The organism is Rhizobium brockwellii (genome assembly GCF_000769405.2).
Classification (GTDB): Bacteria; Pseudomonadota; Alphaproteobacteria; order Rhizobiales; family Rhizobiaceae; genus Rhizobium; species Rhizobium brockwellii.
Genome location: NZ_CP053439.1, coordinates 1,855,943 through 1,872,383, shown reverse-complemented (window position 1 = coordinate 1,872,383; position 16,441 = coordinate 1,855,943). Strand labels below are relative to the sequence as shown.

Here is a 16,441-nt window from a genome sequence, read left to right as displayed (position 1 = left end):
GCGATCGAGGATATCAAGCCTCGATAAAACTCGCCTCAAACAGTTCTCGCGCATAGGCATCATGCGTGGTGCCGGCCTGCAGATCCGCTTTGGTGAGCTCGTCCACAAAGCAACCGTTCTTCATGATCAGCACCCGGTCGCACATATGGGCGATGACTGCGAGGTCGTGGCTGACAAGCAGATAGGTCAGGCCCTTTTCCTCGCGCTGATCGGCCAGCAGGTTGAGGATTTCGGCCTGGACCGAGACGTCGAGCGCCGATGTCGGCTCGTCGAGCAACAGGATGGGCGGCGACAGGATCAGGGCCCGGGCGATTGCCACCCTCTGCCTCTGGCCGCCGGAAAGTTCGTGGGGAAAACGGTTTGCGAAGCTCGCCGGCAAACCGACCTGGATCAAAGCCCTTTCGACCTTCGACCAGATATCGGAATGGCCCATCGCGCGCAGCGGTTCCGCCAGGGCGGTGCCGATACGATGGCGCGGATGCAGGGATCCGTAAGGGTCCTGAAACACCATCTGGGCAAATTTCAGCTCCTCGCGGGAGCGCTTCTTGCCGATCGGTTTGCCGCCAAGCTCGATGTGACCGCTCCAACCGGCCTCCATGCCGGCGAGGCAACGCAGCACCGTCGATTTGCCGCATCCGGATTCACCGACAATGCCAAGGGTCTCCCCCTGGTTGACCTGAAAACTGATGCCCCTGACGACATGGTTGCTAGTCTTGCCAGAGGCAAAGACGACATCGAGGTCACGCACATTGATCATTGCGCCGTCTCCAGATCGAGTTTCGTCCTGTCGAGGACTGCAAGCCGGCGAACCGGATTCCTGGGGTCGGGCAGCGCAGCGATCAGCCCGCGGGTATAGGGATGGCGCGCCTCCTCGAGACGGGTCAGCGTTTCCACGATCCGGCCGGCATACATGACGATGATGCGCTCGCAAAAAGCTGCCACCATGCGAATGTCGTGGCTGATCAACAGCAGTCCGGAATTGTTCTCGCGCACCAGTTCATCAAGCAGCAGCAGCACGTCCTTGCGGACGCTGACATCAAGCGCCGAGGTCGGCTCGTCGGCGATGACAAGCTTCGGCCGCGCCAGCAGCATCATGGCGATCATCACGCGCTGGCCCATGCCGCCCGATATCTGGTGCGGATAAAGCGCCATGACCCGCTCCGGATCGCTGATGCGCACGCGCTCCAGCATGGCGCGGGCAGCCTCATGCGCCTGTTTCTTATGAAGACCGAGGTGAAGGCGGGCGGCTTCGGCGATCTGCTTACCGATCGAAAGCACCGGATTCAGCGAATAGCGCGGATCCTGCATGATCAGCGCGATGTCCTTGCCGCGCAGCGCGCCCATCTGACGCTCACTCTTTGAAAGCAACGGATCGCCGCTAAGATCCATGCGTTCGGCCGAGACCACCGCGGCCGGCGGCAAAAGGCGCATGATGGCGCGACCTGTCGTCGATTTGCCGGAACCGGATTCGCCGACAATCCCGACGCGTTCGCGCCCGACGTCGAAACTGACATTGGAGACGGCGGGTACGGCGCCTCGGCCGAAACGGACGGTCAATCCTTCGACGGAAAGAACGGGCTGCAGATCACGATCTTGCATGGCGGGGATCCAAAAGGTCGCGCAGAGCATCTCCGGCGATGTTGAAGGCAAGGCTGGTGAGGAGGATGGCGATACCCGGCATCACGGCGACCCACCAATAATCGAGCATGAACTTGCGGCCGCTGGAGATCATCGCGCCCCATTCCGGCGCCGGCGGCTGGGCGCCAAGCCCGAGGAAGCCAAGCGAAGCTGCCGTCAGAATGATGCCCGCCATGTTGAGCGTCAGCCGAACGATGACGGAGGGAACGCACATCGGCGCGATATAGAGAAGAAGAATGCGCATCGGCGAGGCGCCATAAAGGCGGGCGGCGACCACATAGTCGGCGTTTCTGACGACAAGGGCCTCGGCGCGCGCGAGTCTCGCAATCGGCGGCCATGCGGTCAACGAGATCGCGATGATTGCCGTGGTCAAGCCGGCGCCGAGTGCCGCAGCAAAAGCCAAAGCCAGGATCAGCGACGGGAAAGACAGAACGATATCGGTGGCGCGCATCAGCAGCGCATCGGTGCGCCCTCCGAAGAAACCGGCGACGACGCCGATCAACAGGCCGATCGGGCCGACGATCAAGGAGATCGACAGCACGGTCTGGATGGTGATGCGCGTGCCGAAGATGAGGCGGCTCAAGATGTCCCGGCCGAATTCGTCCGTGCCTGCCAGGTGCGCGAGGCTCGGCGGCTGCAAGGCATCGCCAAGCGACTGTATGACCGGATCGTAGGGCGCCAGGAGCGGCGCGAAGATCGCGATCAAACAAAGCAGACCAAGGATGACGAAACCGGCAAGACCAAGCGGCTCGTGGGCCAATTTGCGGCCGGCGCGCGCAAACGACGCCGCGATACGGGTCGACACACTTGGAGGGCGGATCTCTATTTCGCTGCGGATGACATCGCTCATCGGGCCGCCTCCCGCATGCGAGGATCAAAGACGGCGTAAGCGACGTCGGCCAGGAAGTTCAACAACATGAAAATGAATCCCACAATGATGGTGCCGGCGACGATAGCGTTCATGTCGCCGATCATCAGGGCGTTTGTCATGTACTGGCCAATGCCCGGCCAGGAGAAAACGATCTCGGTCACGACAGCGCCTTCGAGCAGACCGCCATAGGAAATGGCCAGGATGGTGATCAGCTGCACCGCAATGTTCGGCAGGACGTGGTGCCAGATCGTGCCGAGCGGGCTCACACCCTTGGCTCGGGCCGCGATGACATAATCCTGGCTCAACTGCTCCAGGGTGAAGCTGCGGGTCATGCGGGTGATGTAGGCCATCGCCGCGTAGGCGAGAATGACGGCCGGAAGAATGATATGGCCGAGTGCATTCCAGAAGATTTCCGTCTCGCCCTGCAGCAGGCTGTCGATCAACAACAGCCCGGTGCGCGGCGTGACGAGACCCTCGTAAAACACATCGATCCTGCCCGGCCCGCCGACCCAGTTGAGGCCGGCATAGAAGATGACGAGCCCGACGATGCCGAACCAGAAAACCGGGATCGAATGACCGACGAGCGCGACCACGCGGGCCGTCTTGTCGATGAAGCTATCTCGAAAGAGTGCTGCGACCAGCCCGAGCGGGACACCGACGAAGGTCGAAATGATCACCGCCAGCGTCGCCAGTTCGAATGTCGCGGGAAAGGCTTGAGCGAGATCCGAAGAGACGGGATTGCCGGTGAGGACGGCGGTGCCGAAATCACCGTGGGCCAGCCCGTTCAGATAGAGGAAAAACTGCTGGTAGATCGGCAGATCGAGCCCGAGACGCGCCCGCATCGCAGCATAGGCAGCGGGATCGGCGAGCTCGCCGACAATCGCGCCGACCGGATCGGTGGGCAGGATACGGCCGATCACGAAGGTCACACATAAGAGGATGAACAGGCTGACCAGCAAATGCGCCAGGCGTCGGCCAAATTCGGCTACGGAGAGTTCCTTCATGATCGGCTGTCCTGGGAGTATTACTGGGTTTCGACCTTGGTGACGTTCTCGAGACGCGTCAGCTGAGACGGATGCCCCACATATCCCTCGACCTTGCTATTGAGGACGATCGGCTCAAAGCGCTCGAAGAGCGGAAGCACCGCCGGCTTCTGTTCGACGAACATCTTCTGCATCTGAACATAGAGTTCGCCACGCTTCTTGGCGTCCGGCTCCATCGATGCTTTCGCCGTCAGCGCCGTGAGTTCCGGAATATCCCAGGCCGAGCGCCAGACGAAATTGCCGGCATTGTTGGCTTCCTTCGAATTGTCGGGATTGGAGGAAAACTGCTCCATCGAGCCGAGCACGTTCGGCATATAGGCGCTGGTCTGCGGGATCAGCAGATCGAAATCCCTGGCGCGATGGGCGGCGATGATTTCCGAGCCGTTGCCCTGCTGGATGTCGATCTTGATGCCAACTTGAGCAAGCGATGCCTGGATGGCGGTGGCAAGATCGATGCGCGGCGTTTGCGCGATGGTCTTCAGCGTCAGCGAAAAGCCGTCCTTGAAGCCTGCCTCGCTCAGCAGCTGCTTCGACTTTTCGACGTCGAGATGCCAATCGGGGTTCGGGATGGCATATTCGAAATTCTCCGGAACGGGGACGTTTCTCGCCCGGCCGTAAGGGCCCATGATCGTCTTTTCGATGCCCTTGTAGTCGATGCCGTAGGCGATGGCTTCGCGAACCTTCGGATTGGCGAGGTATTTGTTGCCGGCATTCATCGACAGCACGTAGAAACCGCCCGTCGGAATACGCTGGATGGCAAAGCCCTTCTTGGTCTGGAACGTCGCGAGATCCGATGCGGTCAAGGCGCTGGCAATATCGATATCGCCGCGTTCAAGCATCAGCCGCTCGACCTGGCTTTCAGGCACATGCCGGACGATGACGCGACGCATCTTCGGCGTGCCTGCCATATAGTCCTTGTTGGCGTCGAGGATCACCAGTTCGTTCGGAGACCAGCGATTGAGGGTGAACGGACCGGAGCCGGCAGAATGCGTTCGCATCCACGCATTTCCGTAGTCGTTATCGACGGCGTGGCTCTCGACCTCGACGCTGTCGACCACGCTGGTCGTCGTCGTTGTCAGCCGATAGAGCAGAAGCTCTGCCGTCACCTGGTCGGAGAGATCGATCCGCACCGTCTGATCGTCGACCGCCTTGACGAGCTTTTCGACATTGTCCTTGTCGTAGCCGACGCGCTTGAGGTTAGCGGCGGCGGCCTGGTCCATTTTCAGGAGCCGCGCCAGTGAATAGACGACATCCTTCGAGGTCACCGGGTTACCGGAGGCGAAATTGGCCTTGCGCAGCGTAAAGGTGATGCCCTTGTCGTCGATCTTCCAGCTTTCCGCCAGTTGCGGAAGGATCTTACCGTCAGCCGTACTGGCGACCAGCCGATCGTACAGATTCGACATGATCTCGACCGCCTTGCCTTCGGTCGCCTGCTGCGGATCGAGCGACAAAACCTGGGCCAGCGAAGTGCCAATCACCAGCTGATCCTGCGGCGTGGCGGCCTGCAGCTGTGCTGCCGATATCGTCAGGGCGCCGATGACAGCGCCGACGAACAAGCTCTTAGAAAAATGCTTCATTGTCACTCCTCCCTGGATTACTATAGGAAACATATTATGTCGTCCGTATGTCGTATTATGATTTAACGAAGTCCGATAAGATTGACAAGTCCCGGGCGACAGAGACTTGATGCGAAGGGATTGGGGGAGCCGAAATGACGACACTCAGCCGGGGCCGGCAAAGACTGGCGCAACAGGTTATCGATCAGCTGCGGGCGCAAATCGAAACGGGGAAGCTGCGCGTCGGCGACCAGCTGCCGACCGAGCCGCAGCTTGAAGCGTCATTCGGCGTCAGCCGCACCGTGGTGCGCGAGGCGATAGCCGATCTGAGGTCGGCTGGCTTCGTCAAGCCGATCCAGGGCAAAGGCGTCTTCGTCGCGGATCCGAAGTCGCATTCAATGCTTTCCTTAACACCAGTGGAAATCAAGAGCATTCCGGAAACCCTGGAATTGCTGGAGTTTCGCATGGCCGCCGAGGGTGAAGCGGCGGCGATCGCCGCCTATCGCCGCACCGCCGAGCAGGAAGCGGCGATCCGCGATGCCAACCGCAGGATGGCGAACCTGATCGAGACGGGACAGCAGACGGTGGAGGCGGATTATGCCTTCCACATGGCAATCGCCGCCGCCACGAACAACCGATTCTATGTTGCCGTCTTGCGCCAATTCGGCCCAAAAGCCATTCCCCGCGGCCAATTTCCGACGCTTCCCGAAGCCAATGACCGCGACTATCTTCAGAAGGTCTATGCCGAACATGTCGAGATCCTGTCAGCGATCGCCGATCAAGATCCGGAGCGGGCGAGACAGGCAATGCGGGCGCATATGCTGGCCAGCCAACGCCGTTATCGCATGCTCGCCGAGCAGCAATAGGGCTCGACACTCTACGAAATTCATATTATGTCATATGACATTGGATAATTTTGAAAGAGACTCAAATGTATCTGGGAACACAGGTCGCAGCGCTGGATGACGACGATTATCGTATCTTCGCGCAACTGGGCGTGAAGCATATCAATGCCGACCCGCCGGGGAAACCGAGCAGCTGGACGCTCTCCGATCTCGAGCGCCATCGCGACAAGGTCGAAAGCTTCGGCCTGATCCTCGACATGATCCAGTTGCCGCTGCCCTCGCAGCCGATCGAGAAGGCTTCCTATCCTGATATCCTGCTTGCCGGCCCCGAGCGCGACAGACAGATCGACGCCGTCTGCAAGTTGATCGAGAATACCGCCGCCGCCGGCATTCCTGCGGTGAAGTACAATCTCAACCTGATCGGCATTCCCCGTACGCCGGATGAACCGGGACGCGGCGGATCGCTGAATGCAAGCTTCCGCTGGGATAAGACGGATCAGCAGGCCGAGCCCGGCCTTGCCGGCGTGCTTTCCGAAGACGAAAACTGGGAACGGATCGACTATTTCCTGGAACGCGTCGTTCCTGTCGCTGCAAGCAACCGCGTCCGGCTCGCCTGCCATCCGCACGATCCCTATACGCCGCCGGGCTATCGCGGTGTCACGCGTGTGCTCGGTACGGTGGAAGGCCTGAAGAAATTCGTGCTGATGCGCGAAAACCCTTATCATGGCCTCAATTTCTGCCAGGGTTCGATCGGCGAGATGCTGGAAAATCCCGGCAAGGAAATCGACGATGTCATCCGCTGGTTCGGCCAGCGCGGCAAGATCTTCAATGTTCACTTCCGCAATATTCGCGGCGGCAAGCTGTCCTTCATGGAAACCTTCCCTGAAGAAGGCGACATGGACATGGTCCGCTCCGCCAGAATCTACAAGGAGGTGGGCTTCAAATACATGCTGATGCCCGACCATGTGCCGACCGTCAGCGGCAAGGATCCAACCGCCACCGCATTTGCCTTCTGCTACGGCTATATCGCCGCACTTCTGCAAGTGCTCGACAGCGAGTGACCCGGTTTTCAACACGTAAGAAGTAGGACTTGATGATGAACCCGATTGAATTGAAGAAGGCCGTCGGTAGTGGTCTCCTGTCGTTTCCGGTTACGCATTTCGACGATCAACTGAAATTTGACGAAGCGAAGTACCGCCGCCATGTCGAGTGGCTTGCAGGTTATGACGCCGCTGCACTGTTTGCCGCCGGCGGCACCGGTGAATTCTTCTCACTTAATCCGGCCGAGATTCCGCAGGTGATCCGGGCCGCCAAGGCATCGGCCGGCAAGACGCCGATCATTTCGGGAACCGGCTACGGCACGTCGCTCGCCATCGAGATCGCAGTCGCGGCCGAGAAGGCCGGAGCGGACGGACTGCTGCTGCTGCCGCCCTATCTGATGTTTGCCGAACAGGCGGGACTCATCGCTCACGTCAAGGCAGTCTGCCAATCGGTCGGCACCGGCGTCATCGTCTATAATCGCGACAATGCCGTCCTGACCGCCGACAGCATCGCGCGCCTAGCAGAGGAATGCCCGAACCTGATCGGCTTCAAGGACGGCGTCGGCGATGTCGACAAGGTGATCGAGATCACCACCCTGCTTGGCGACCGTCTCGTCTATGTCGGCGGCATGCCGACGCATGAGGTTTATGCCCAGGCCTATTTCGCCGCAGGCGTGACGACCTATTCATCGGCCGTTTTCAACTTCGTGCCCGCGCTTGCCCAGCGCTTTTACGGCGCCTTGCGCACCGGCGATCAGGCAACGGTCGACGAGATCCTGAAGAGCTTCTTCTTCCCCTTCGTCGCCTTGCGCAACCGCAAGAAGGGATATGCCGTCTCGATCATCAAGGCCGGCCTTCGTGTCCTCGGGCAGAACCCGGGCCCCGTGCGCCCGCCTCTGACGGATCTTACCCAGGACGAGCTCGCGCTGCTGGAAAAGATCGTTCAGGCCAACGGCGTCACACGGATCGCGGCGGAATAATATATCGCGGCAGTAGGCCGCTGGGGTGGCCCGGCGGCTGTCCGGTTCGCACGGACATCGGCTCGGCTTGGATAGACGACTGCTACGGGGCCGGAAGCGGCGCGTCTGTTATCGGAGCGAGTTCAGCAGAAGCTGCCATTCGGCATTCGACCCCACGTCCGACATTTGCGCGTTATAATCTGGTATGCATTGCGCCGGATCTACACCATCATCGATCCTGAATAGTTGTCGATTTGGCATTCATGGGCGCAAAACCAAACTGCGCCTTGAAGGCTCGGCTGAAGGCTGCTTCGGAATCATAGCCCACTTGCCTGGCGACCGACCCAACCTTGGCATCAGGCTGGCGCATCAAGCCCAAGGCGAGCGTCAGCCGCCAGCGGCTGTGGTAGGAAAGTGGCGCTTCTTTCACCAATGCTGTAAATCGCGCCGCGAAGCCGGACCGGGACAGGCCCGCCACGCGAGCCAGATCGAGCACGGTCCAGCGCCGATAAGGTTCGTCGTGGATGGCCTTGAGCGAGCGGCTGATGCGCGTATCCCCGAGCGCTCCAAGCCAGCCGACATTGCCGCCCCGCTCCATCCGCACCCAGCTACGCAGGATACTGATCACCAGCACGTCGATCAGCCGTGAAATCATGATGGACGCGCCGGGATACACCTCCTGGGCTTCCTTCATCATGAAGTAGCCAAGACCCTCGGCCCATCCGGCGGTCTCGCCGCTGGCTTTTGGAATGTGAATGACCGACGGCAGTGCCGATACGAGCCAGGGCACGGAAGCGCTTTCGAACCGTAAGGCTCCAGCGATAAGCTTGGTCTGTTGGCCGCCTCCGCCGTGGGAGACATTGAGTTTTTCGGCGGTAACCTGCGCCGCCATCAGGGCTGCCAAGTCAGCCTCAGTTGCACACTCGCCATCGCTCAAGCCGTGCCCAAGGCCTCGCGGCAGCATGATCAGATCGCCAGTTGCCACCTGCAAGGCATGGCCCTGATCGTTCACGACCGTCAGGCCCCCTTCGAGCACGATGAAGAAATAAGCCGCTCCTGGATGAAAGCGTAGCGCCCATGGTTGGCTGAGCTCGACTGTAAAGACGATTTCGCCATGCAGGCTGACCATGGCCAAAATCTGGGAGAGCAGATCCACCCGAGAGGCGAGCATGATCGCATTTTTGGACGACGGAGCATGCATTGCGGGGCTCTGGTCATGGTGATCCATCTCGGTAAGCCCTAGTTTGGTTTGTCTTCAACGAGGAATTATCTGGCGGTTCAAGTGTTTCCGCGAAGGCAAGGCCATCCTGGTCTTCCTGCGGTCGCGTAGCCGACAGCATTGCAGATTATCCGAATTAAGCAATCGCGCTGATGCGCCCTGTAGGAGCTCCAAATGAAATCTATTCTTATGTCCGCCCTAATGTTAACGACCGCCATGCTTGGTGCTGCACCCGCAGGGGCCCAGCCGGCTCTCCCGGATCAAACAATCAAGAATATCGTTCTTGTTCACGGCGCCTTCGTCGACGAAACCAGTTGGGACGGCGTCGCTGCAATCCTGACCGCCAAGGGCTACAAGGTGACTGCGGTAAAGAACCCATTGACCTCGCTTGCTGACGACGTCGCTGCCACCAATGCGGTGCTGGATGCGCAAAATGGCCCGGTTGTCCTGGTGGGCCATTCCTGGGGTGGCGTGGTGATCGGCGAGGCGGGTGACAACGCCAAGGTGGCATCACTCGTCTATGTCTCGGCCTTTGCGCCCGAGAAAGGTGAAACCATCACAGCATTGGCAGCCAGCGGTCCGGCAACCCCCGGAGCGGCAGCCATTCGGCCCGACGCAAAGGGTTACTTGACCATCGATCCTGCAGTATTCCCCAGTGCAGTGGCGGGCGACCTGCCCAAGAAGATCGGTGAACATCTGGCAGCGCACCAGATGCCGATCAACCACACTGCCTTCGATGCGCCTGCTGAGGTCGCGGCATGGCACGACAAGCCAAGCTGGTACGTCCTGAGCTCCAAGGACCTCGTGCTTGATCCCCACGCACAGGCTTTCTTTGCCGAACGGATGAAGGCCAAGGTGACGACGGTCGAGGGTAGCCACGCCTCGCTGGCCTCGCACGCCAAGGAAGTGGCTGCGGTCATAGAAGCGGCCGCAGGAGCAAAGTAGCCCTCGTCAACCGATGCTATCGCCCGCCTAGCGGTGGTCGGTAGCATCGATGTGCAACGATCCCGCAGGGTCGCACTCGCAGCGCTGACCCCATATCACCGGCAACACTACTGCCCACGCGCCATGGCCTCGGACAGCGCCGCACTGGCAACTCCCGGAATAGGACTCAGCCATCACGCCCCCTCACCGCCCATGAGGTGGTGTCGTGATCGGGGTGCTGGTTGTTGCTCTCCGTGATCGCCGCGGCCCAGTCGGCGCCGTTGTCTTCGGTCGCACCGGTATTTTCTATGCCCGTGATCGTATCGAACCATGCCACCATGTTCTCGGTGCAGGTATTGGCAAGCGGCGCGAAGGCGTGTGGATCGTCAAGCGAACCGATCATCAGGTTGGTGCGACCGTTTTCGAGGTGGTGGAAGAACAATGGCGTGCCGCAATTGGCGCAGAAGCCGCGCTCGACAAGCTCCGAGCTCTTCCAGACGCTCGGCTTGCCGCGTGTCCAGCTGAGCGCATCATCGGGCGCGGCGACGAGCGCGGCAAAGATGTTGCCCGCGGCTTTCTGGCACATGCGGCAATGGCAGAGATGCGAATTGTCATGCACAGCGGTCGCGTGGTAGCGCACGGCACCGCACTGGCAGCCGCCGCTCACCTCCATCTCGATGCGTTTCATTTTTTCTTCTCCTTCAAGAGGCGGGTTTGGGCTTGATCTCTTTTGGGTTTTCGCCACTTTCCCGCTGCCCGAAGCTGTCACGCTGCCTTAGTGGTACGTTACGACGGGATTGAACACCCTTTGCAGGAAGGGCCTGAGAACTCCCTGCATGTGGTTCCTCGGAATTTGATGTCCACAGTCAAAGACGTGAAGCGTCGCCAGGACTCCGGCATTGGACAGAGCTTTTGAGAAGAGTTCGGCTTGGGCAACGGGAGCACGGTCGTCATGCTTTCCATGCAGCAACAGCGTCTCAGACCGAACTTCGGGCGCATAATGCAATGCAGAGCGAGCCAGAAAGGCCTCTCTCGATAGGCCCGCCTCTTTCTCGATAGCCCACCGCAAACCGTCTGAACTCTCGTGACAAGCGACTTCAAGATCGTAGACGCCGCTGGATAGAATGACTGCACGCAGATCAGAAACCTGGGTGGCGACCATGGCCGATGCAACGGCGCCACGACTGTTTCCATAAAGAACAATTCGGTCAGGATCGACGGAAGGCTGGCCCCGCAAGAAAGCGAGAGCAGCTATGATCGCTTGCTGGGTTTTGGGACCGCAGAAATCTGGAGGACCATCTGACGCCCCAAAACCAGGCTGCGAGACTGCCGCAGCAGTGATATTCAGACCAGAACAGAACCGAAGCAACGCGCCGCTGTCGACCGCCTCTATCCCTCCAAGCAGACGGCCACCCTGATTGCCGTGGACGAATAGGATTGCTCCTGCGGGCGTTTCGCTTGCGGCTTGAGCTTGAAAAAGCTCGACCTTGGCTCCGTCACCCCGGTCAATGAGATATCGAGTTACTACCGGCATAACCACCATCAGGTTTTCGCGTGCCGGACAGACAATAGTGCAACTTGTGGCATTGGCAACGTCCGGTGGCGGCGGATATGGTTGAGAAACCAAATGGCTTAGCCGCTCATCCGTCCGTTTCGGTCTTTTGATCGAAATTCCGGAAGCGACAGCACAATAAAGGCCGCAGATGAATAGTGATCATTTTGATGAACGATCAACTTCCGCACTGTAAGCGGTGTTATGGCCCCACCTTCCGGATCAGCGTGTGATTGTTGATGTTGTTGCCGAACGGGGCTTCGACATATGACGATTACATGATTTACACATAGCACCAGTTCAGACGTGCCGGCGCAGCGGTTTAAGGTTTTCACGGAAACTGGACGTCGGCGCGATTAGAGCGCTGTTTCAGCGTCCTGTGGAACTGATATTCGCGTGTAATTCCGCTTCAGGATTTCGACAAAAGCATCGGACATACCGTTCGAATGGAAGCGCAACTCTGTTGCGGCTGCGGATCAAAGCGGAGGGGTCAATGCCTCATCATCGAACTTCCGGATTTCAATTACTCCTAGTCCGGACTTAAGCTTGACCCCCCACGGCCCAATTCGCATTTTTACAATTCGTCCATCGTCATGCGTAATCCAAAAATCCACTTTAGAGACATGCGGTGCCTCATGACGGATAGCTGAATAGTGCTTTGCTGCGAGATCCGGGTGACTTTCATCACCCTTAAATACACAGTCAGTTATTTTTGGACCAAATCGGTCCGCTGGAACCCACTTTGTCTGTGGGTAACGGATCCATTGCTTTCGCGTTGAATCTTTCAGATAATTAGTACCTAACTGGGTTCGCAAATCGGCAATAAACACTAAAGATCCATCGTCCTGCTCGGCATAAGCCGTCACGCTCGACCGGGTAGCGTTCATGGTTGCCGCGTATGCAAAGTTGACGATTTCACAAGATGGGTCTTCGCCATTGTCACTGTTAGCTTCCGCCGGGTGAACTGCGCTAATAACGACCAGCGTCGCTCCCGCCAATCCCATCAAAAGTTCAGAGATGCACTTCATGAATCGCCCCTATCTTGACGGCCTCATCATGTACTCAGATGGCTCTGATGCAAAGCTAGAATGAAGTGCAACGAAGCGGTGTGCCACTCGCACGTTGTCGGGTAGACTTTCGATTTGATGGCAGGCAACTCTGCGCCAGAAGCCGTCGTTAGATTTCAGCCAAGCGGTTTGGGATGAGTTCCGCCTTCATCCAATGGGTCTCTGTCTGGCGACGCCAGGTGGAACACCACCGCCCCACGGTCGGTCATCACGAGCCAGCGCCCAGAAGTATCCTGTTTTGGTTTTGCGGGAGCCGGGATCAAGAACTGGCGCACGGGTCTCGTCCATGAAGAGCTTGGTCGAGCGCTTCAGGTCGGCAATCAGCGCATCGAAGACGGGGCGCAGTTCGAATGCTGCACCACCGACCCAGTCGGCGAGTGTTGAGCGGTCGAGATCGATACCTTGGCGGCTCATGATTTGGGCCTGCCGGTAAAGCGGCAGATGATCGGCGTATTTGGACACCAGCACACGGTTCGATGGAAAGATCATGCCGGAACCGCACAGGCACGGGCGACAGCGGCGATCCTGGCGCATCCGCGATGGCAAGGAAATCGAGCAGATCAAGAAAGACTTTCCGGAAGAAGACAGTTTTATATTCGATGTTATTCAATTTTCGAAAACGCGCCGAGAACGGCTCGCGAAATGGCAAGACAAATCACAGCATTGATTAGCTGGAGCCATGTATCTCGCCCGTCCTTCTAACTCGGCTTGCGCGCAAACGGGCATCGCGCGATCTCTCGACTCCCTCTTCTCTCCTCAGGGAGAAGAGGATATGCCGCACCCTCCCCGGTTCCCGCTCGTCGCCGCGAATCAGACAGCCGTGGGACAAACCGCCCCGTCTACAGCGCCACACCAGTACCGCGGTCGAAGACGTGCACCTGATCACTCGTAATACTCGCCTCGAACACGGCGCCATAACGGGCGGGGTATTCGCCGTCGACGATGGCGGTCACCTGTTGTCCGGCGAGATCGAAGACCACATGGGTCTGGGCGCCTGTCGGCTCCACCAGCATCGTCCGGCCGGCGAGCGGCGTGCCAGCGGCGACACCGGGAACGAGATGTTCGGGGCGCAGGCCGATGGTGACGGCCTGGCCGGCCTTGACCTTGCGGTCGGGCGCGATGCGGATCGCCGTGCCGTCGCTGAGACGAGCAGCGGGCCCACCATTTTCGCCGTCGACCGTGCCTTCAAGCATGTTCATCGCCGGCGATCCGATGAAGGCGGCGACGAAGAGATTGGCGGGTTTCCTGTAGAGTTCGAGCGGCGTGCCCTCTTGCTCCACCCTGCCCTGATTGAGCACGACGATGCGGTCGGCAAGCGTCATCGCTTCGATCTGGTCATGGGTGACATAGATCGAGGTCGTCCTGACCTTCTGGTGCAGCGTCTTGATTTCCGAGCGCATCTGCACGCGCAGCTTGGCATCGAGGTTGGAGAGCGGCTCGTCGAACAGGAAGACGGCGGGATTGCGCACGACGGCGCGGCCCATGGCGACGCGCTGGCGCTGGCCGCCGGAAAGCTGGGCCGGCTTGCGGTCGAGGAGTTCGGCGAGATCCAGCATGCGGGCGGCTTCGGCCACCCGGGTCTCGATCTGCGGTTTGGCAACGCCGGCGAGCTTCAGATTGAAACCCATGTTTTCGGCGACCGTCATGTGCGGATAGAGCGCGTAGGATTGGAAGACCATGGCGATGTTGCGTTCGCGCGGCGTCATGGCGTTGACGACCTTGCCGCCGATGGAGATGTCGCCGTCGGTGATCTCCTCGAGGCCGGCGATCATCCGCAGCAGTGTCGATTTTCCGCAACCGGACGGGCCGACGAGGGCGACGAATTCGCCATCCTCAATATGAAGCGAAATGCCGTGGATGACGTCGACGGCCCCATAGGTCTTGCTGATATCGGTGAGTTCAACGGATGCCATGATTGCACTCCAATGGTTCGGGCTCAGGACTTCACGGCACCGGCGGTCAGACCGGCGATGATGTGTCTCTGGGCGACGAAAAAGACGATGATGGTGGGAAGAATGGTCAGCGTAATGAAGGCCAGCACCAGCTGCCACTCCGTGCCGTACTCGCCGCGATAGACCATGATGCCGAGCGGCCAGGGATATTTCGATTCCGAGTTCAGCATGATCAGCGGCAAGATGTAGCTGTTCCAGCTGCCGACAAAGGAAATGATGCTGACGGTGGCGACGATCGGCCGGGAAAGCGGCAGCGAAATATGCCAGAAGAAGCGGAGATAACCGCAACCGTCGACGAAGGCCGCCTGAAACAATTCTTCCGGAAGGTTGCGGAAATAGTTTCGAAACAGCAGGATGCTCATGCCAAGGCCGAAAGCCACCTGCGGCAGCACCACGCCCCAATAGGTATCGAGCAGGCCGAGATCGCGGATGCGGATGAACAGCGGCAGGATCGCGGTCGCCGCCGGAAACATCAGGCCGAGCAAGAAATAATTGAGCAGGAACGACGATCCGAAAAACCGGACATGGGCAAAGGCGAAAGCCGCCATGGACGAGACGATCAGTGTTAGGAGGACGGTGAGCGACGCAATCACCAGCGAATTGCCGATCTGCAGCCAGTAGCGCTCGCCGAAGAGAATATCGGTATAGTTCGCCCATTGCCACTCTGTCGGCAGGCCGAAGGGATTAGTGCGCAGGTCGCCCAGCGTCTTGAAGCCGCCGAGCGCCGTCGTCAGCAGCGGCACGAGCACGATTGCGGCAATCAGGCTCAGCGACACGTAGAGATAAACGCGTGTAGACGTGCTCATGCGGATGGAAGAGCTCATATCAGTCATGGCGCATGAATATCCTTTTGTAACCGAAGGCGAGCGTCACGCAGATGATGAAGAGTACGACGCCGACGGCGCTGCCGAGACCGACCTGCATGCGCATGACGCCATAGGTGTAGAGGAAGGTGACCATCGTCTGGGTGGAGTTGGACGGCCCGCCGCCGGTCAGCGGCATGATCATGTCGAAGAGCTGCAGCGAGCCGACGACGGCAAAGAAGATGGAAAGACGCAAGGTCGAGCCGAGCAGTGGCAGCGTAACGTAACGGAACTTCTGCCAGCCGGTGGCGCCGTCGATTTCGGCTGCCTCCAGCACGCTCTTGTCGACAGATTGCAGGCCGGCGATGAACAGCATCATGTGGAAGCCGAAATATTTCCAGACGATGACCCCGAGCACGGCATAGATCGCCACGTCCTTGTCGGCGAGCACGTAAGGGTTGGCGAAGCCGAAGAAGTTGGAAACGGCGGCAAACAGGCCATAGTCGCCATCATAGACAAAGCGCCAGATAAGGCCCGCAGCAACGTCCGCCAGCACATAGGGCAGGAAGAAGATCAGGCGGTAACCGACGACACCCGGAATGCGGTGCGCCAGCATGGTCGCCAGCCAGATGGCAAGCGGCACCTGGATGCAGATCGAGATCACGATGATCAGGCCGTTATTGACCAGCGCCTGCGTGAAAGCCGCATTGCGGAACAGAACCTGGAAATTGCGCAGCGCGATGAACTCGGTCGGCGTGCCGTAGCCATTCCACTTGTAGAGGCTGTACCAGGCCGCCTCGCCCATCGGCATGATGACGAAGAGGGTGAAAAGCAGCAGCGCCGGCGGCAGGAAGATCAACAGTACCGCCAGCCGGTCATGGGCGACCGAGCTCTTGCTGTTTGCGGCTCTTTTTGCCGGCCTGGCGGCCGTGGTTATCGATGGGACTGAAATATTGGCCATGGGTCCTGCTT

General features: G+C 59.4%; 17 protein-coding genes and 1 pseudogene. 5 read left to right on the top strand and 13 right to left on the bottom strand.

Annotated elements, in window-relative coordinates; genetic code table 11:
- Nucleotides 1–13: 13 nt before the first annotated feature.
- Genes RLCC275e_RS09520 through RLCC275e_RS09500 form a run of 5 tightly spaced genes read right to left on the bottom strand, consistent with a single transcriptional unit; the run spans nt 14 to nt 5,129 of the window.
- Nucleotides 14–757 carry an ABC transporter ATP-binding protein gene (locus RLCC275e_RS09520; protein WP_033182598.1) on the bottom strand — a complete coding sequence of 248 codons (744 nt, stop codon included), beginning with the start codon at nt 755–757 and terminating at the stop codon, nt 14–16.
- A complete protein-coding gene (locus RLCC275e_RS09515; protein ID WP_033182597.1) occupies nt 754–1,599 on the bottom strand; it encodes an ABC transporter ATP-binding protein in 846 nt (281 codons plus the stop codon). Before RLCC275e_RS09515 ends, RLCC275e_RS09520 begins: the two co-directional genes overlap by 4 nt.
- Nucleotides 1,586–2,488, bottom strand: a complete 903-nt coding sequence (locus RLCC275e_RS09510; RefSeq protein ID WP_003539529.1) for an ABC transporter permease — start codon at nt 2,486–2,488, stop codon at nt 1,586–1,588. Before RLCC275e_RS09510 ends, RLCC275e_RS09515 begins: the two co-directional genes overlap by 14 nt.
- Nucleotides 2,485–3,513, bottom strand: a complete 1,029-nt coding sequence (locus RLCC275e_RS09505) for an ABC transporter permease (protein ID WP_003559265.1) — start codon at nt 3,511–3,513, stop codon at nt 2,485–2,487. Before RLCC275e_RS09505 ends, RLCC275e_RS09510 begins: the two co-directional genes overlap by 4 nt.
- A gap of 20 nt (nt 3,514–3,533) precedes the next feature.
- Nucleotides 3,534–5,129 carry an ABC transporter substrate-binding protein gene (locus RLCC275e_RS09500; RefSeq protein ID WP_003559263.1) on the bottom strand — a complete coding sequence of 532 codons (1,596 nt, stop codon included), beginning with the start codon at nt 5,127–5,129 and terminating at the stop codon, nt 3,534–3,536.
- Nucleotides 5,130–5,263: 134 nt separating this feature from the next.
- Between RLCC275e_RS09500 and RLCC275e_RS09495 the strand changes: the two genes are divergently transcribed.
- From RLCC275e_RS09495 to kdgD, 3 genes are all read left to right on the top strand, one after another.
- Nucleotides 5,264–5,974, top strand: a complete 711-nt coding sequence (locus RLCC275e_RS09495) for a FadR/GntR family transcriptional regulator (RefSeq protein ID WP_033182596.1) — start codon at nt 5,264–5,266, stop codon at nt 5,972–5,974.
- Between the two features lie 65 nt (nt 5,975–6,039).
- On the top strand, nt 6,040–7,014 hold the full coding sequence (locus RLCC275e_RS09490; RefSeq protein ID WP_033182595.1) for a mannonate dehydratase: 975 nt from the start codon (nt 6,040–6,042) through the stop codon (nt 7,012–7,014).
- 32 nt (nt 7,015–7,046) lie between these two features.
- Nucleotides 7,047–7,973 carry a 5-dehydro-4-deoxyglucarate dehydratase gene (gene kdgD / locus RLCC275e_RS09485; protein WP_033182594.1) on the top strand — a complete coding sequence of 309 codons (927 nt, stop codon included), beginning with the start codon at nt 7,047–7,049 and terminating at the stop codon, nt 7,971–7,973.
- A 208-nt stretch (nt 7,974–8,181) separates the two neighbouring features.
- Here kdgD and RLCC275e_RS09480 read toward each other — a convergent pair whose 3' ends face one another.
- Complete coding sequence (locus tag RLCC275e_RS09480; protein ID WP_245494063.1) at nt 8,182–9,180, bottom strand: AraC family transcriptional regulator; 999 nt, start codon at nt 9,178–9,180, stop codon at nt 8,182–8,184.
- Nucleotides 9,181–9,345: 165 nt separating this feature from the next.
- Here RLCC275e_RS09480 and RLCC275e_RS09475 point away from each other — a divergent pair, with 165 nt between their 5' ends.
- The gene (locus RLCC275e_RS09475) at nt 9,346–10,116 is read left to right on the top strand and encodes an alpha/beta hydrolase (protein WP_033182593.1); all 771 of its coding nucleotides are present in this window, start codon (nt 9,346–9,348) and stop codon (nt 10,114–10,116) included.
- 166 nt (nt 10,117–10,282) lie between these two features.
- On the opposite strand, the gene RLCC275e_RS09470 is transcribed toward RLCC275e_RS09475, so the two are convergent.
- The 4 genes and pseudogenes from RLCC275e_RS09470 to RLCC275e_RS09455 form a co-directional block, all read right to left on the bottom strand.
- Complete coding sequence (locus RLCC275e_RS09470; protein WP_033182592.1) at nt 10,283–10,783, bottom strand: GFA family protein; 501 nt, start codon at nt 10,781–10,783, stop codon at nt 10,283–10,285.
- 87 nt (nt 10,784–10,870) lie between these two features.
- Entirely contained in the window at nt 10,871–11,638 is a 768-nt protein-coding gene (locus RLCC275e_RS09465; protein WP_033182591.1) for an alpha/beta hydrolase family protein, read from the bottom strand.
- A 485-nt stretch (nt 11,639–12,123) separates the two neighbouring features.
- A complete protein-coding gene (locus RLCC275e_RS09460; protein ID WP_082229815.1) occupies nt 12,124–12,675 on the bottom strand; it encodes a hypothetical protein in 552 nt (183 codons plus the stop codon).
- Nucleotides 12,676–12,882: 207 nt separating this feature from the next.
- Nucleotides 12,883–13,182: pseudogene (locus tag RLCC275e_RS09455) on the bottom strand (IS66 family transposase); the annotation flags it as partial.
- 19 nt (nt 13,183–13,201) lie between these two features.
- On the opposite strand from RLCC275e_RS09455, the gene RLCC275e_RS09450 reads away from it, so the two are divergent.
- Complete coding sequence (locus tag RLCC275e_RS09450; protein ID WP_033182589.1) at nt 13,202–13,381, top strand: hypothetical protein; 180 nt, start codon at nt 13,202–13,204, stop codon at nt 13,379–13,381.
- A gap of 172 nt (nt 13,382–13,553) precedes the next feature.
- Here the strand turns inward: RLCC275e_RS09450 and RLCC275e_RS09445 are convergent, their stop codons facing one another.
- The 3 genes from RLCC275e_RS09445 to RLCC275e_RS09435 are packed head-to-tail and all read right to left on the bottom strand — an operon-like array spanning nt 13,554 to nt 16,430.
- Nucleotides 13,554–14,627 carry an ABC transporter ATP-binding protein gene (locus RLCC275e_RS09445; RefSeq protein WP_033182588.1) on the bottom strand — a complete coding sequence of 358 codons (1,074 nt, stop codon included), beginning with the start codon at nt 14,625–14,627 and terminating at the stop codon, nt 13,554–13,556.
- 23 nt (nt 14,628–14,650) lie between these two features.
- Entirely contained in the window at nt 14,651–15,499 is an 849-nt protein-coding gene (locus tag RLCC275e_RS09440; protein ID WP_003539503.1) for a carbohydrate ABC transporter permease, read from the bottom strand.
- Nucleotides 15,492–16,430, bottom strand: coding sequence for a carbohydrate ABC transporter permease (locus RLCC275e_RS09435; RefSeq protein ID WP_003559249.1), 939 nt, complete (start codon nt 16,428–16,430; stop codon nt 15,492–15,494). Before RLCC275e_RS09435 ends, RLCC275e_RS09440 begins: the two co-directional genes overlap by 8 nt.
- Nucleotides 16,431–16,441: the final 11 nt, after the last annotated feature.

Coding starts and splice junctions, on each gene's coding strand:
- RLCC275e_RS09520 (WP_033182598.1), bottom strand. CDS start 757: ATGATCAATGTGCGTGACCTCGATGTCGTCTTTGCCTCTGGCAAGACT.
- RLCC275e_RS09515 (WP_033182597.1), bottom strand. CDS start 1,599: ATGCAAGATCGTGATCTGCAGCCCGTTCTTTCCGTCGAAGGATTGACC.
- RLCC275e_RS09510 (WP_003539529.1), bottom strand. CDS start 2,488: ATGAGCGATGTCATCCGCAGCGAAATAGAGATCCGCCCTCCAAGTGTG.
- RLCC275e_RS09505 (WP_003559265.1), bottom strand. CDS start 3,513: ATGAAGGAACTCTCCGTAGCCGAATTTGGCCGACGCCTGGCGCATTTG.
- RLCC275e_RS09500 (WP_003559263.1), bottom strand. CDS start 5,129: ATGAAGCATTTTTCTAAGAGCTTGTTCGTCGGCGCTGTCATCGGCGCC.
- RLCC275e_RS09495 (WP_033182596.1), top strand. CDS start 5,264: ATGACGACACTCAGCCGGGGCCGGCAAAGACTGGCGCAACAGGTTATC.
- RLCC275e_RS09490 (WP_033182595.1), top strand. CDS start 6,040: ATGTATCTGGGAACACAGGTCGCAGCGCTGGATGACGACGATTATCGT.
- kdgD (WP_033182594.1), top strand. CDS start 7,047: ATGATGAACCCGATTGAATTGAAGAAGGCCGTCGGTAGTGGTCTCCTG.
- RLCC275e_RS09480 (WP_245494063.1), bottom strand. CDS start 9,180: ATGGATCACCATGACCAGAGCCCCGCAATGCATGCTCCGTCGTCCAAA.
- RLCC275e_RS09475 (WP_033182593.1), top strand. CDS start 9,346: ATGAAATCTATTCTTATGTCCGCCCTAATGTTAACGACCGCCATGCTT.
- RLCC275e_RS09470 (WP_033182592.1), bottom strand. CDS start 10,783: ATGAAACGCATCGAGATGGAGGTGAGCGGCGGCTGCCAGTGCGGTGCC.
- RLCC275e_RS09465 (WP_033182591.1), bottom strand. CDS start 11,638: ATGGTGGTTATGCCGGTAGTAACTCGATATCTCATTGACCGGGGTGAC.
- RLCC275e_RS09460 (WP_082229815.1), bottom strand. CDS start 12,675: ATGAAGTGCATCTCTGAACTTTTGATGGGATTGGCGGGAGCGACGCTG.
- RLCC275e_RS09450 (WP_033182589.1), top strand. CDS start 13,202: ATGCCGGAACCGCACAGGCACGGGCGACAGCGGCGATCCTGGCGCATC.
- RLCC275e_RS09445 (WP_033182588.1), bottom strand. CDS start 14,627: ATGGCATCCGTTGAACTCACCGATATCAGCAAGACCTATGGGGCCGTC.
- RLCC275e_RS09440 (WP_003539503.1), bottom strand. CDS start 15,499: ATGACTGATATGAGCTCTTCCATCCGCATGAGCACGTCTACACGCGTT.
- RLCC275e_RS09435 (WP_003559249.1), bottom strand. CDS start 16,430: ATGGCCAATATTTCAGTCCCATCGATAACCACGGCCGCCAGGCCGGCA.